The 14,518-nt window shown below is 67.7% G+C and carries 15 protein-coding genes; 5 read left to right on the top strand and 10 right to left on the bottom strand.

Annotated elements, in window-relative coordinates:
- The 4 genes from AC1D1S_RS12775 to AC1D1S_RS12790 form a co-directional block, all read right to left on the bottom strand.
- A partial coding sequence (locus tag AC1D1S_RS12775) for a translation initiation factor IF-2 N-terminal domain-containing protein (protein ID WP_476994630.1) occupies window positions 1-360 on the bottom strand: 360 nt, incomplete at its 3' end.
- A gap of 152 nt (window positions 361-512) precedes the next feature.
- Window positions 513-968, bottom strand: coding sequence for a YlxR family protein (locus AC1D1S_RS12780; protein ID WP_476994631.1), 456 nt, complete (start codon window positions 966-968; stop codon window positions 513-515).
- Between the two features lie 157 nt (window positions 969-1,125).
- Window positions 1,126-2,106: a transcription termination factor NusA gene (nusA, locus tag AC1D1S_RS12785; protein WP_018774503.1), complete on the bottom strand. Its 981-nt coding sequence runs from the start codon at window positions 2,104-2,106 to the stop codon at window positions 1,126-1,128.
- Window positions 2,106-2,723 (bottom strand): ribosome maturation factor RimP, encoded by a 618-nt coding sequence (locus AC1D1S_RS12790; protein WP_028277119.1) that lies wholly within the window; start codon window positions 2,721-2,723, stop codon window positions 2,106-2,108. The genes nusA and AC1D1S_RS12790 overlap by 1 nt, the downstream gene beginning before the upstream one ends.
- Window positions 2,724-2,828: 105 nt before the next feature.
- Here AC1D1S_RS12790 and AC1D1S_RS12795 point away from each other — a divergent pair, with 105 nt between their 5' ends.
- The 3 genes from AC1D1S_RS12795 (at window position 2,829) to AC1D1S_RS12805 (ending at window position 5,996) form a co-directional block, all read left to right on the top strand.
- Window positions 2,829-4,022 carry a ferritin-like domain-containing protein gene (locus AC1D1S_RS12795; RefSeq protein ID WP_476994632.1) on the top strand — a complete coding sequence of 398 codons (1,194 nt, stop codon included), beginning with the start codon at window positions 2,829-2,831 and terminating at the stop codon, window positions 4,020-4,022.
- 79 nt (window positions 4,023-4,101) lie between these two features.
- Window positions 4,102-4,830 carry a VIT1/CCC1 transporter family protein gene (locus tag AC1D1S_RS12800; RefSeq protein WP_028277118.1) on the top strand — a complete coding sequence of 243 codons (729 nt, stop codon included), beginning with the start codon at window positions 4,102-4,104 and terminating at the stop codon, window positions 4,828-4,830.
- Window positions 4,831-4,916: 86 nt separating this feature from the next.
- A complete protein-coding gene (locus tag AC1D1S_RS12805) occupies window positions 4,917-5,996 on the top strand; it encodes an aminoglycoside phosphotransferase family protein (protein WP_476994633.1) in 1,080 nt (359 codons plus the stop codon).
- Here the strand turns inward: AC1D1S_RS12805 and AC1D1S_RS12810 are convergent.
- The gene (locus tag AC1D1S_RS12810) at window positions 5,993-7,405 is read right to left on the bottom strand and encodes a pyridoxal phosphate-dependent decarboxylase family protein (RefSeq protein WP_476994634.1); all 1,413 of its coding nucleotides are present in this window, start codon (window positions 7,403-7,405) and stop codon (window positions 5,993-5,995) included. The two genes, AC1D1S_RS12805 and AC1D1S_RS12810, sit on opposite strands and share 4 nt — an antisense overlap.
- Window positions 7,406-7,630: 225 nt before the next feature.
- Between AC1D1S_RS12810 and AC1D1S_RS12815 the strand changes: the two genes are divergently transcribed.
- Together AC1D1S_RS12815 and AC1D1S_RS12820 are read left to right on the top strand one after the other, a co-directional pair.
- On the top strand, window positions 7,631-7,966 hold the full coding sequence (locus tag AC1D1S_RS12815) for an ArsR/SmtB family transcription factor (RefSeq protein WP_279294155.1): 336 nt from the start codon (window positions 7,631-7,633) through the stop codon (window positions 7,964-7,966).
- Between the two features lie 44 nt (window positions 7,967-8,010).
- Complete coding sequence (locus tag AC1D1S_RS12820; protein ID WP_279294156.1) at window positions 8,011-8,451, top strand: SRPBCC domain-containing protein; 441 nt, start codon at window positions 8,011-8,013, stop codon at window positions 8,449-8,451.
- 66 nt (window positions 8,452-8,517) lie between these two features.
- Here the strand turns inward: AC1D1S_RS12820 and AC1D1S_RS12825 are convergent, their stop codons facing one another.
- The 5 genes from AC1D1S_RS12825 to ispG all read right to left on the bottom strand — a co-directional run bounded on the left by AC1D1S_RS12825 (window position 8,518) and on the right by ispG (window position 14,417).
- Window positions 8,518-9,312 carry a sulfite exporter TauE/SafE family protein gene (locus AC1D1S_RS12825; protein WP_028277113.1) on the bottom strand — a complete coding sequence of 265 codons (795 nt, stop codon included), beginning with the start codon at window positions 9,310-9,312 and terminating at the stop codon, window positions 8,518-8,520.
- A gap of 29 nt (window positions 9,313-9,341) precedes the next feature.
- The gene (locus tag AC1D1S_RS12830; protein WP_476994635.1) at window positions 9,342-11,153 is read right to left on the bottom strand and encodes a proline--tRNA ligase; all 1,812 of its coding nucleotides are present in this window, start codon (window positions 11,151-11,153) and stop codon (window positions 9,342-9,344) included.
- Between the two features lie 434 nt (window positions 11,154-11,587).
- Window positions 11,588-12,358 (bottom strand): hypothetical protein, encoded by a 771-nt coding sequence (locus AC1D1S_RS12835; protein WP_243179605.1) that lies wholly within the window; start codon window positions 12,356-12,358, stop codon window positions 11,588-11,590.
- Between the two features lie 42 nt (window positions 12,359-12,400).
- The gene (locus AC1D1S_RS12840) at window positions 12,401-13,288 is read right to left on the bottom strand and encodes a GNAT family N-acetyltransferase (RefSeq protein ID WP_243180335.1); all 888 of its coding nucleotides are present in this window, start codon (window positions 13,286-13,288) and stop codon (window positions 12,401-12,403) included.
- A complete protein-coding gene (ispG, locus tag AC1D1S_RS12845) occupies window positions 13,251-14,417 on the bottom strand; it encodes a flavodoxin-dependent (E)-4-hydroxy-3-methylbut-2-enyl-diphosphate synthase (RefSeq protein WP_476994636.1) in 1,167 nt (388 codons plus the stop codon). Before ispG ends, AC1D1S_RS12840 begins: the two co-directional genes overlap by 38 nt.
- Window positions 14,418-14,518 lie beyond the last annotated feature (101 nt).

The following is a 14,518-nucleotide window of genomic DNA, read 5'->3' on the forward strand; positions in this document are numbered from 1 at the left end:
GGCCTGGGCGGCGGGGGCTGCCGGAGCGGCGGGCGCGGCGGCTGGTGCCGCAGCGGCCGGAGCCGGAGCTTCAGCCTTGGGTACTGCAGCCGCCGGCGCTGTGGGCGCAGCGGGGCCAGGCGCAGGCGCCGGACGGGTCGCTGCCGGGCTGGCAGATGCCTGGGGGGCGGACGCCGGAGCTTCTGACTTCGAAGCTGCGGGGGCGTCGGGGTAAGCGTTGCGCAGTTTCCGCACAACGGGAGCCTCGATTGTTGACGAGGCGGAGCGAACGAATTCGCCCAGTTCCTGCAGTTTGGTTACTGCATCTTTGGAAGTAATACCGAGCTCTTTAGCAAGCTCATGTACGCGGACCTTGGCCACATTTCTCCTGTCTCGGTCCGCACCGAGCCAGGCACGAACCGTCTACTTCTTACTGCGGGCCTCCGCCGCGAATGCAGCTGAAAGGCCCATTGCAGAGCGCAACAAAGTTGTCATCGTTGCGCACTCATCGCTGGGAACTCATCGGGTTTCCATCAGTTTTCTGACCCGCTTTCAGGTTGGACGGTTGTTGCTGCGGCCACCGGGGTGCCCACGGCTTCCGTGCCGGCAGTGATCCGGCGTTCAACATCGGCTGTTCCGGCTGCGCCGTTGAGGGCGCGGCCGAACGCTCGACGTTTGACCGCCAGTGCCAGGCACTTYTCGCTGGGGTGCAGCCATGCTCCCCGGCCAGCCATCCGGCGTCGTTCATCCACCACGACGGCGGACGAACCACCGGCGCCGGYGACGAGCCGGAGTAACTCCGACCGCGATCCTTTTTGTCGGCATCCGATACAGGTGCGCTGCGGCTGATTCCCGAGGTGTTGCACATGTGCCACGTTCGAGTATCTTCCTGCCAGTACAACTGCTTGGTGAATCACCGCGTCCCGGGAATCCGGGAAAAACCCAGACGCGCCAAAGACACACGGATACCGGCCGTGAGGCGCGGTCATGTCTATTCTAGCCCCTCCGGCGCCCGGGTCCCGAACCCAGGCATGCCGGTCAGCTTGGAAATCACGGCTAACCAGTGAGAGCGCACACAGGCTGTGGGCCGCGATGGCGGCCCGCAGCGCCTGTTGGTGCCCGTGTTCGTGCGCTTGCGTGCCCGCGCTATTTGCCGGTGTTGACGGCGGCGTCGGAGACGATGTCGATTCGCCATCCCGTGAGCTTGGCGGCGAGACGGGCGTTCTGCCCCTCTTTGCCGATGGCGAGGGAGAGCTGGTAGTCGGGAACGACCACCCGGGCCGAACGCGTGGCTTCGTCGGTGATTGTGACCGAATTCACGCGCGACGGCGAGAGGGCGCTGGCGATGAAGGTCGCCGGATCGTCGTTGTAGTCAACGATGTCGATCTTCTCGTCGTTCAGTTCAGTCATGACCGCCCGGACACGCGACCCCATTTCACCGATGCAGGCACCCTTGGCGTTCACGCCGGGCGTGTTTGCCTTGACGGCGATCTTGGTGCGGTGGCCGGCTTCGCGGGCAAGCGCCACGATTTCGACCGAACGGTCCGCGATCTCGGGAACTTCGAGTTCGAAGAGCTTCCGGACGAGCCCGGGGTGGGAGCGGGACAGCGTGATGGACGGGCCCTTGGTGCCGCGGTGGACGTCGATCACGAAAGCGCGCAGCCGGTTGCCGTGGATGTACTTCTCGCCGGGAACCTGCTCGGGCGGCGGCAGCAGTGCCTCCACCGTGCCCAGGTTCACCTGGATCATGTGCGGGTTGTTGCCCTGCTGGATGGTGCCGGCGACAAGCTCACCTTCACGGCCCTTGAACTGGCCCAGCACGTTGTCGTCCTCAGCGTCCCGGAGGCGCTGCAGGATGATCTGCCGTGCGGTGCTCGCCGCGATGCGTCCGAAGCCCGCGGGGGTGTCCTCGAACTCGCCGATCGGGGCGCCGTCGTCGTCGATCTCGGTGGCCCAGATGGTCACGTGGCCGCTCTTGCGGTCGAGCTCGGCCCGGGCCTTTTCGAAGGCGCCGGGGGTCTTGTGATAGGCCACGAGCAGTGCCTGCTCGATTGTTGGAATCAGGAGATCCAGCGGGATTTCACGCTCACGCTCCAGGAGTCTCAGTGCGCTCATGTCAATATCCATCAGGCCTCCTCAGAAGGTCCATTGTTTGCTTTTTCCAAGCCGGCCTCTTCGAGGTGGCTGAACTCTATCTCGACTTTTCCGCTGCGGATCCTGTCGAAAGGAAGCTTGACGGGTTCACCTTGTTTGGGCTTCATGCCCTTCTTGACGGCGATTTCCGGAACGAGGGTGACTCCCCCATCGTCTACGGACTGGACCCTGCCGGTGACGTTGTCGCCTTGGATCACGTTCACGTTGACCATCCGCCCGCGGGCACGGTGCCAGTGCCGCTCCTCTGTCAGTGGACGGCCGACGCCGGGTGAAGAGACTTCGAGCTCATAGGGGCGCGCGTCCATGCTGGGGTCGTTGTCCAGGGTGTCCGAAAGGGTCTTGGAGATCTCGGCGATGACGTCGAGCCCGACGCCCCCGGTCTCCTCCTGCGGCAGGTCCACCACTACGTGGACCACCCGGTTGGCGCCGGCGACATGGATGGATACGTCCTCCAGGTACAGCCGGTTCGCCAGTACTGCGGGTTCCAGGAGTGCGTGAAGGCGCTCGGCCTCGACATTTTGAACGGTTGCGGCTTCAGCCTTTCCCGTCCCGGTCCGGTCTGTTGAAGTCGTGGCTTCTGCGTTGGTCATGATGCCGGCCGCCTCCCGCTAGATGATGTTGTGTGTACTAGCCTAGCGATTTTCCGGGCGGCGTGGTGCACGCAGTTCCGGGCCGGCATGACAACATGGTCTGTTGTGAAAGACGACACCAGGGAAAAGCGATGGCAGGATCACTTTCCCCGGTCGCTCCCCCGCTATGTGCTTTTGGTGTGCCTCGCCCTGGTGGTGGTGAGCCTGGGCGTGGTCCTGACGCCGGCCAGTCCGCCGGAGCCTGCGATCCCACCCTTTTCTGAGCAGGCGCGCGCCGCCGCACTGGCCGAAACCCGGCAACTGCTGGACGCCGGCAGCCAGCTTGGCACCGCGGCCCGGGCCGACTCAAAAGACGGCCCGGCCGAGGGCGCTGATGGCCGTCCGGCCGATGCCGGGAATCCCGCCATCGACCGGACTGTGACCTTGCTGACACTCCAGGCGCAAGCTCTGCTGGCACCGGGAGAAAGTCCTGCGGACCCGGCCGGCGCGGCTTCCGCCTCCGGCCGGGCAACGCCCCCGGCAGCGTCCGCCGCACCTCTTCCGGCGACCGCCGCCGGGCTGGTGGCGGCCTTGGCAGGCAGCGGCCGCCAGCGCCTCGCGGACGCGGCCAAGGCCGACGGCGGCATGGCACGGCTCTTGGCCGCCGTCGGCACCGCTCAGCTGCTGCAGGCGTCCGCCCTCGCCGCCGGCACCGGAACGGCGGCGCCGGCAGCCGACGTAACCCCGCCGCAGGTGTCCGGCACCTGCCCGTCGCAGTCAGCAACGGCCCCAACCACAGAGCGTCAGGCCGCAACAGAACCGTCCACAGCAGCGCAGCCCGAAGGAGAGCCAACCGCGGCCGCGTCCAGCCTCGGCGGCGCCCTGGCGTCGGCTGCGCGGACCGAGGCGCAGACCATCTACGGTTACCAGGTGGCGCTGACCCGGCTCGGCGGCGACGCGGCGAAATCCGCGGCCGAGGAATTGGCCCATCATGACGCGCTCCTTGGCGCCGTGGAATCCCTGAGCCGGCTGCACTGTTCCGCGGTGCCAGCACGCGAGGCGGGCTACGCGCTGGCGCCGTCCTTCCTGGCCTCCCCCGCCGCCGGCCTCGGCGACCTGGAAGCCGCCGCCCTGCCGGTCTATGGCGACCTCGTGGCGCTGAGTGAGGGCGCGACCCGGCAGTGGGCCATCGCTGCACTGTTCGGGTCTGCGAAGCGGGCGGTGCAGTGGGGTGCGGATGCCGGCGCCCTGCCGGGCCTGGACAGGGCGTCGATGCCGACGCGGCCGGCGGGCGAAACGCCGTCGCAGCCCGCGGGCTGAACGCCGGAGCAAGCCTCGGCTTATTTTGGTAAGCCTTGGAATACTGGCATGCCCCGGCCCCGGGTGATTTGCTGTAGGCATGGAAACGACCGGCGCCGCAACCCAGCACGAGAACGAGCCGCACCACAATGACATCGCACACCGCCTCAATTGGCTCCGCGCGGGCGTCCTGGGGGCCAATGACGGCATCGTCTCCGTCGCAGCGATCGTCGTCGGCGTCGCCGGCGCGACCACCGATACCGGAGCAATCCTGCTCGCGGGCGCCGCGGGCGTGGTGGGCGGCGCTATCTCGATGGCGCTCGGGGAATATGTCTCCGTCAGCAGCCAGAAGGACAGCCAGCACGCCTTGATCGAAAAGGAGCGCCGGGAGCTGGAGGAACAGCCGGAGGAAGAGCTCGAGGAGCTCGCGGCGATCTACCAGGGCAAGGGCCTCAGCCCCGCGACCGCACGGACGGTGGCCAAGGAACTGACGGCGCACGATGCGCTCGGCGCGCACCTCTCAGCCGAACTCCATATTGACGAAACCGACATCGTGAGCCCGTGGCACGCGGCGTTCGCTTCTGCCATCGCGTTCCTCGCCGGTGCAATCCTGCCCATGATGGCCATCCTGCTGCCGCCGGAAAGCATCAGGATTCCGCTGACCTTCGTGGCCGTGCTCGTGGCGTTGGCCGCCACCGGCGCCGTGGGCGCGTGGATTGGCGGTGGCTCAAAGCTCAAAGCAGCGATCCGCGTGGTGATTGGCGGCGCCGTTGCCCTGGTGGCAACGTTCGCGATCGGCAACGCGCTCGGCGCGAGCGGCATCGTCTAAAGGCCCCCGGTCCCAGAGGAACCATCCGAGGTCCGCCTGGGGCAGGCCAACGCGGCGGCGACCCCTCCGGCCCTACGATAGGTCCCGTGAACGCGATCCCAGATGTCCCCATCCCGCCTGATCTTTCCCGCCGGTACGCCCGTACCCCTGCGGGACGCACCTGGCTGGMGACACTTCCTGACCTGATCGGGCGATTCCTCGACCAGTGGGACCTGGAGCCGGATCTGGAACCGGGGGCCCTTCCCTGGAACGGGCACGGCGGCGTCGTCATTCCTGTGCGGCGCCGGGACAGGCAGGGGTCCCAAGGCAAGGGCGAGGCAGCCGTGCTGAAGCTGGCTTTTCCGCACGAGGAGGCCACTCGCGAACACCACGCCCTCGCCCTGTGGGGAGGCCACGGCGCCGTCAGGCTGCTGGCCGCCGACGCCGGTTCCTGCGCCCTGCTCCTGGAGCGCCTGGACGCCTGCCGCTCCCTCCTGGATGTCCCGTTGGACACAGCGGTGACGGTGTGGGGCGGCGTGGTCCGCCAGCTCAGCGTGGTCCCGGACAGCCGGCCGGAGTGGCGGGAAATCGACCACGTGGCGGCACGGGCCGAGCAGTGGAGCGATGAATTCCCGGAGTCGTGGGAACACCTCGGGCGGCCGTTCCCACGCTGGCTGCTCGAGGCGGCGCTGGAGGTCTGCCAGACCCGTGGCGCCGTCGGCCGGCGGTCCGGCAAGGACGTCCTGGTCCATGCGGACCTGCACTATTTGAACGTCCTGGCCCGGCCCGGCGTCCCGGAGCCGGCAACCCGGAACCCACCGGCGGGGCCGGAACAGTACGCTGCGATCGATCCCCAGCCAATGGTCGGCGAGGCGGAGTTCGCCGTGGCCCCGGTGCTGTGGAACAGGATCCGGGAGTTGCCCCAGCAGGATCCCGGGCGGGCGCTGCTCGCGCGGTGCGCGGATTTCAGTGCGGCCGCCGGTCTGGACGCCGAGGCCGCCCGGCAGTGGAGTCTGGCGCGCGAAGTGGAGAACGCCCTCTGGTATGCCTCGCAGCGCCATCACGAAGGCGATCTGGCCCGATCGCTGTGGGTGGCGAGCACGCTGGCCGGCCGGACGCTTCCCGGCCTGCCCGCCCCGCAGTCACTCCCGACGCCCGGGGAAGCTGGCGGGATAGCTGGCGGCTAGCCCCGCACGGCCGCCAGCGCGTCGCGGACGGCGTCGACGGCGACTCTGACATCGGCGTCGTCCGTGCTCCAGTTGCTCACCGAAATCCGCAGGATATCGCGGTCCTGCCAGCGTGACCCGGACATCCAGACCCGGCCATCAGCCATGACCCTCTCCGCCACGGACCGGGTCACGGCGTCGTCGCCAAACGCCAGGGACACCTGGGTGTAGTCGACGTCGTTGAGCACCTCCACGCCGTCCAACGCCCCGAGCTGTTCGGCCAGCTGCGCGGCCCGGTGCACGAGCGTGCGGACCTGGCTGGCGACACCGTCACGGCCCAGGGATTTGAGCGCTGCCCACACCGGCACGCCGCGGGCCCGGCGGGAGAGCTCGGGCACTCTTTGGGACGGGTCTCCGGCCCCGTCGGCGGCCTGGATCAGGTAGCTGGCGTGCAGCCCCATCGCCGACCGCAGCGCCTGGGCGTCGCGCACGATCACGATCCCGCAGTCGTAGGGGACATTGAGGGTCTTGTGCGCATCTGTGCCCCACGAATCGGCCAGGCCGAGTCCCGCGGTCAGGGCGGACAGTTCGGGCACGGCGGCCGCCCAGAGCCCGAACGCCCCGTCCACGTGGACCCAGGCGCCGTGCGCCTTCGCGACGGCGATGGCCTCGGCGAAGGGGTCGAAGGCACCCGAATGCAGGTTGCCGGCCTGCAGGCACACGAGGGCCGGGCCGGGGCGGCCGCCCTCCCCGGTGCTGAGCGCAAGGTCCAGGGCGCAGTCCAGCTCGGCCGGGATGATGCGCCCCTGATGGTCGGAGGGCACCACGGTGGGGTGCCCGAGGCCCAGATAGCGCAGGCCGAGGTCGATCGTTTCGTGGCGCTCCTGGCCCGCGAAGCAGCGGATCCGGGGCGCACCGGCGAGGCCGTCGCCGTCAAGGTCCCAGCCGGCATCGGCCATGAGCCGCCAGCGGGCGGCGGCGAGCCCGGTGAAGTTGGCCATGGTGGCACCGGTGGCAAAGCCGACGTCGGACTCCTCGGGAAGACCCAGCAGCTCGAGGATCCATTTGCCGGCGGCTTCCTCGATGGCGGCGGTGGCGGGCGTGGCGAAACGCAGCCCCGTATTTTGGTCCCAGGCGCTGAGCAGCCAGTCCGCGGCCAGGGCGGCCGGCAGTGTGCCGCCGATGACCCAACCGAAGAACCGCCCGGACGGCATGGCCATCAGCCCGGGTTCGGCCTTGGCCGCGAGATAGTCCACCAMATCCGCGGCCGGCATCCCGTGTGGGGGCAACGGGCCGCCGAAGTCGGCCGCGAGCTCGGCCGCCGTCGCCTTCGGTCCGATCCGGCGTGTCTCCTGGCTCTCAAGCCACCGGCGTGCGTGCCCGGCCGCGGCGTCGAGGGCATCCCGGTAGCGTTCCTCACTTGCCGACATAGCTGCATGCTACGCCCGGCGCCAACGGACCGGGAGTCCCATGCGGGTGCCGCGGACCTAGTTGGCGCGTGCACCAGTGCGGCCCTGGGCTTTTTAAGGGGATGGTGGAACGAGTGATGAAAGAGAATGCAGCTCGGGGGCCACCCGCGATGGAGGCCGCAATTTCCTCAATGTACCTTGACGGGTACGTAACCGGACGGGTACCTTCAAGGCGTGGAAGCCGTTATGCACGCCTTGTCAGACGAGAATCGCCGCAAAATTCTCGAGCACCTGCGCCGACAGCCGGCGTCGGTCTCCGAACTCGCGGCCGCACTGCCGATCGCTCGCCCGGGGGTCTCACGCCACCTCCGCGTGTTGCGCGAGGCCGGGCTCGTTGAAGTGCACTCACAGGCACAGCTGCGCATCTACAGCCTTCGGCCGGAGCCACTCGCAGAGTTGGATACTTGGCTCGGCCCGTACCGCACATTGTGGGAACGCCGCTTAAACGCTTTGCATACCGAGATCTCGCGGGGTCACCGCGAGGAGAGGAGCACGACACAATGGCACAGCCAAACAGCGTGATAGGAAGCATTCGCTCGCTCGGTGACGGGAAGGGCGCTGTACGGATGGACTCGCTTTTCGGGACGCCGGCCACAGATCTGTGGACGGCGCTGACCGACCCGACGCGCCTCGCCCGGTGGGTCGCCCGGGTCGATGGCGACCTACATCCCGGTGGGGCGTTCACGGCAGTCTTTACGAGCGGATGGGAAGGCGCCGGACGGGTCGAGTTGTGCGAGGCACCGCGCCGGCTGACCGTGACGATGTCGCCCGGCAGCGAGGAGGAAACGGTCATTGAGGCGGTACTGACTCCCGAGGGACCTGGCACGCGGCTGATTGTTGAGGAACGCGGTCTCCCGCTCGGCGAAATCGCGGCCTATGGAGCGGGCTGGCAGGTGCACATCGAGGATCTGATCAGCTACGAGGCGGGCCTGGAATCCAGCGAGTGGCGCAGCCGATGGATCGAGCTGAACCCGGTGTACGAAGCGCGCTACCGCCTCGATGCCTAATAGGGTCGCGGTTTACCAGAGGCCGCTTCGGTTGTCCGTGAAGGGCCATGTTTGGGCCGCGCCATTCTAGGACAGGTTGTCCTGCCAGACGTCGGAACCGAGCTTGATGATCAGCGCGCCCACCACCACCAGGAACACGATCCGGATGAACTTGCTCCCCTGCCGGACCGCAGTCCGGGCACCGAGGTAGCCGCCGGCCATGTTCGCCATGCCCAGCAGCAGCCCGAGCCCCCACAGCACGGCGCCGTGCGGAACAAAGAACAGCAGGGCGCCGGCGTTAGTGGCCACGTTCACGATCTTGGCCTTGGCGCTGGCCTCCAGGAAGGCGTAGCCCATGGCCGAGACGAGGGCGATGATCAGGAACGATCCGGTGCCGGGACCGATCAGGCCGTCGTAGAAGCCGATCACGCCGCCGATCAGGCAGGCCACCACGTAGTGCCGGTGCCCCTCGTGGCGCAGCTTGGTCAGCTCACCGATGCCGGGCTGGAAGGCGGTGAAGAGCGCGACGGCGATCAGCGCCAGCACGATGATCGGCTTGAACACGCTGGCCGGCAGGTTGGCAGCAAGCGCCGCCCCGCCGTAGCTGCCTGCCAGCGCGATCGCTGCCATGGGCAGGGCGGTGCGCAGGTCGGGCCGGACGCGGCGGTAGTACGTGGCCGCGCTGGTGCTGGTGCCGAAGATGGAGCCCATCTTGTTGGTCGCCAGCGCCTGGACCGGGCTGATGCCCGGCACCAGGAGCATCGCCGGGAGCTGGATGAGCCCGCCGCCACCGACGACGGCGTCGACCCATCCGGCCGCCAGGCCGGCCACGACGATCAGGATGACAGTTCCGAGCTGGATCGATTCGAGTCCGGAGACCATTGCCTAGTGCGGCCCGGGACGGCGCGGCATCAGCTGTTGCGCACGGCGTTGACCACGTAGTCAACAGCCTTGTCAACGGCTACATTCTCGGCATTGCCGCTGCGGCGGTCCTTGATCTCCACGACGCCGTCCACGAGTCCGCGCCCGACGGCGAGGATGGTGGGGACGCCGACGAGTTCGGCATCGCCGAACTTCACGCCGGGGGAAACTTTGGGGCGGTCGTCATAGATGACGTCCAGGCCGGCAGCCTCGAGCTCCAGGGACAGTTTTTCGGCGGCGGCGAAGATTTCCTCACCGCGGCCCACGGCCACAACGTGGACGTCGGCGGGGGCGACGGCGCGCGGCCAGACCAGGCCCCGGTCATCGTGGTTGGACTCTGCCAGGGCCGCCACGGCGCGGGTGACGCCGACGCCGTAGGAGCCCATGGTCACCACCACCTGCTTGCCGTTCTGGTCCAGGACTTTCAGGTCCAGGGCGGCGGCGTACTTCCGGCCGAGTTGGAAGATGTGGCMCATTTCGATGCCGCGGGCGGTTTCGAGGGGACCGGAACCGTCGGGCGCCTCGTCGCCGGCGCGCACCTCGGTGCACTCGATGACTCCGTCCCAGCCGAAGTCGCGTCCGGCGACGAGGCCAAAGACGTGCTTGCCGGCCTCGTTGGCGCCGGTGACCCAGGCAGAGCCGCTGACGACGCGGGGATCCACAAGGTAGAGCAGCTTTGCGGCGCCCTCGCTGCCCAGCAGCGGCGCATCCAGGGACATGCCGGGGCCGAGGTAGCCCTTGACGATCAGGGGCTGCTTCTTGAGATCGTCTTCGTTGGCGGCCTCGAGCGTGATCTCGCCGGCAATCGGCAGGAAGGACCCGATGTTCGCCTCGACGCGCTTGAGGTCAACGCCGCGGTCTCCGGGGAGGCCGATGACGACGATCTGGCGTTCGCCGGTGGGCAGCGTCACGGCGAGGACGACGTTCTTGAGCGTGTCGGCGGCGGTCCAGGGACTGCCGTCGGCCTCTGTGCGCGGAACCAGGACGTTGGCGGCGTCGACGAGGGTTTCGATGGTGGGGGTGTCCGGGGTGTCGCGGACTTCGGCGGCCGGGGCGTTGCTGAAGTCGATGTCCGCGGGGACCACGGTGGTGACGGCCTCGACGTTGGCCGCGTAGCCGCCGGCCGAGCGCACGAAGGTGTCCTCACCGATCTCGGTGGGGTGCAGGAATTCCTCGCTCTTGGACCCGCCCATGGCACCGGCAGTGGCAGCAACCGGAATCACTTCGAGGCCGAGGCGCTCGAAGATCTTCAGGTACGCGCCGCGGTGGGCGGCGTAGCTGTCGTCCAGGCCGGCGTCGTCGACGTCGAAGGAGTAGGAGTCCTTCATGATGAATTCGCGGCCGCGCAGCAGGCCTGCGCGGGGACGCGCCTCATCGCGGTACTTGTTCTGGATCTGGTAGATGCTCAGCGGCAGGTCCTTGTACGAGGAGTACAGGTCTTTGACCAGCAGGGTGAACATCTCCTCGTGCGTGGGGGCCAGAAGGTAGTCGTTACCCTTGCGGTCCTTGAGCCGGAAGATGCCCTCGCCGTATTCGGTCCAGCGGTTCGTGGCCTCGTAGGGTTCCTTGGGCAGCAGCGCCGGGAAGTGGACTTCCTGGGCTCCGATGGCGGTCATTTCCTCGCGGATGACCTGCTCCACCTTGCGCAGCACACTCAGCCCCAGCGGGAGCCAGGTGTAAATGCCGGGCGCGGCCCGCCGGATGTAGCCGGCGCGGACCAGGAGCCGGTGGCTGGCCACCTCGGCGTCGGCGGGATCTTCGCGCAGGGTGCGCAGGAACAGCTTGGAGAGTCGAAGGACCACAGGTGGGGTATCCGTTTCTGGGGAAGTGCGGGCAAAGCCTAAGAAAAGCATCTAGGTACTAATCTACCGTCCAGAGCGCACCGCTTTGCCGCGCCGGCCCCGCTGCGCCCCCGCTACTGCCCCGCTTCTCGCCCGCTTCTGCGGGGCCGGGCGCATGGAAGAGCCACGCCATAACTGGTGGAAGCCCCTGGCCGTTTCCGGCTGGTCATCCCGTCATGGCGTGGCTCCGTGGCCCCAGCACCCCCCAGATCTCAGGCTGCGAGCTACTTGGTGTCGTCTCCAGGCGTTGTCTTCCCCGGAAAATGCGTTGGGGAGTGTGTGCGCCTATGCGACACGGCTAGGTAGAACCTATGTGACATGCGGCCGGGAAGCAATAGTCTGCAACCGGATATTTTCGGCATGTCGTTGCGGGTCCATGCGGGGCGGTAATCGGGCTACTTCCCGACGAGCACGGCGGCCTGATCCAGTAATTTTCCGGCCCGGAAGATGGCGTCGGCCTCGCTGCCGCCACCTGCCGCGCTGACGGTGATGAGAACGCCGTCCTGGATCACCTGTCCGGTAATCGCCGATTGCTTCCGGCCGCCCGGCAGTGTGCTGTCTGTCCGGTACGCGACGGTGCCCGCGGTTGAGCCGAATCCGGCCAGCTTGGTCAGTTTGAGGTCCACTTTGGTGCCATTGGTCGTGAATGAAAGGGCTGAGCACTTATTGAAGTCCTCGCCCTGGGCGAGTCCCTTCTCGAGCAGCTTGGCGTCAGCCCGGAACGCCAGGGAGACACCCGTGGAAGCGCCCGTCCCGGCATCTTGGGCCACCCCCGCCGCGACCGCCGTGCCCTCGGTCGAGGCTGCCTGGCCGCCAAGGGCCAGAGCCGCGCACTCCGCGGGTTCTACCGAGATCGACGCCAGCAAGGACTTTGCCTGTTCGACCGACTTCTTGAGATCGGCAAGCGGCATCACGGTGAGCGGCTTGCCGTGCGCATCCTTCAACTGTGCCACGAGGGCCGTCAGTTCATCGCTCGTGTAAGCCTTGACTTGCGTCTGGGTGGGAGTAGGCGTCGCGGCCGCGCTGGGAACCGTCGTTGCGGCCTGGGCTTGCGCACTCTGGGCTGTATCCGGCGAGCCAGTGGGGGTGCCACATGCGGCCAATCCCACGGCGCCCCAGGCGAGGAGCGCCGAGGCCCCGAAAATGCGCAGCACTGATGTCTTCATGTTTCCCCCAAAAAACTAGACCGGCCAGCCGGCATTTGCCCGCTAGAAGAGCACTGTAGCGAACGTGCCCACCTGGCGAAAGCCCACCCGATCGTAGGTGGCGCGCGCCTTGGCGTTGAACCCGTTGACGTACAGGCTGGTCACCGGCGCGAGGGTCTGGGCGAGGACGACGACGGCGGCCATGTAGCCCGCGCTCAGTCCCAGTCCGCGGAAGTCGGGATTCATCCAGACACCCTGGACCTGGGTCACTTCCGGCGTGACAGCGCCGAGTTCGGCCTTGAAGACCACATCGCCGGCGGCGTTCACGTGCACGAGGGAATGCCCCTGGCGGATGAGGCTCTTGACGCGCCGGCTGTAATACTCCCTGCCGCCGAGGTAGGGCGAATAGCCCACTTCTTCCTCAAACATTGCGGCGCATGCGGGCAGGATCTTGTCGAAGTCAGCCAGCTGGCCAAAGCCGAGTGCGGGCTCGGGCCGGACGGCGGGCGGCCCCGCGATCGTCAGCAGGGGCTGGTGGTCCCGGACTTCGTGGGCGGTCTGGCCGAGCTGCTCCAGCGCCGCGTAGAGAGCCAGCACAGTTTCGGCGGGGCCAAAGATCGAGGCGTAGCGGCGCCCGGAGCGGTGCGCGGCCATCGCAATGAGGCCGGCGAGCTCGGGCGCCAGTTCGATCGGCACCAGGTTGGCGCCGGCCCAGCAGGCACCGAGGAGGGTGTCGCCGTCGAACACGCCAAGAATGCTGGCGCCCCCTGCCGTGGGAGACGCCGTACCGGCGGTCTCCAGGTGCGAGAGGATGAAGACATTGGCGACGGCGTCCCGGTGCGCCAGCGCCAGCAGTTGTCCGGTGTCCGCGCCGCCAAGGACCCGGACGACGACGCCGGGAGCGGCGTCGTCCTTACGAGACGCTAACCACGGGGCTACCCTTGACAGCATCTTCGCCATCGGCGTCCCCCATCTCTTCTGCGATACGCATGGCTTCTTCGATCAGTGTCTCAACAATCTGATCCTCCGGGACAGTCTTGATGACCTCGCCCCTGACAAAGATCTGGCCCTTGCCGTTGCCGGAGGCAACGCCGAGATCGGCCTCGCGGGCTTCGCCGGGACCATTGACCACGCAGYCCATGACTGCCACGCGCAGCGGGACTTCCATGCCTTCCAGGCCAGCGGTGACCTGCTCGGCGAGCGTGTAGACGTCCACCTGGGCGCGGCCGCAGGACGGGCAGGAGACGATTTCCAGCTTGCGGGGGCGCAGGTTGAGCGACTGCAGGATCTGGWTGCCSACCTTGAYTTCCTCGACCGGCGGGGCAGAGAGGGAGACGCGGATGGTGTCGCCGATCCCGCGGGAGAGCAGGGCGCCAAACGCCGTGGCGGACTTGATGGTGCCCTGGAAGGCCGGTCCGGCCTCGGTGACGCCGAGGTGCAGGGGCCAGTCGCCCTTTTCGGCCAGCATCTCGTAGGCGGCAACCATGATGACCGGGTCGTTGTGCTTGACGGAGATCTTGAAGTCCTGGAAACCGTGCTCCTCGAAGAGCGAGGCCTCCCAGACGGCGGATTCCACGAGGGCTTCCGGGGTGGCCTTGCCGTATTTCTTCATGATGCCCGGTTCCAGGGATCCGGCGTTGACGCCGATCCGGATGGAGGTGCCGTGGTCCTTGGCGGCGCGGGCGATCTCCTTGACCTGGTCATCGAACTTGCGGATATTGCCCGGGTTCACGCGCACGGCGGCACAGCCGGCCTCGATCGCGGCGAAGACGTACTTCGGCTGGAAGTGGATGTCCGCGATCACCGGGATCTGGGACTTCTTGGCGATGATCGGCAGCGCCTCGGCATCATCGGCGGACGGGCAGGCGACGCGCACGATGTCGCAGCCGGAGGCCGTGAGTTCCGCGATCTGCTGCAAGGTGGCGTTGATGTCGGTCGTCGGCGTCGTGGTCATGGACTGGACGCTGATGGGCGAATCGGAGCCGACGCCGACTGATCCCACCTTGATCTGGCGCGTCTTGCGGCGGGGGGCGAGAACGGGGGGCGGTGCTGACGGCATTCCCAGGCTGACCGAGGTCACATGGACTCCCTTTTAGAATTCGAAGTTGCGAAGGTGCGGGCGGGACGGGCTAGGCGTGCTCGGCCAGAAGACCGGTCAGCGGCGCCCACACGGTGGTGCGG

It is taken from the genome of Arthrobacter sp. P1_A5, from assembly GCF_056406825.1.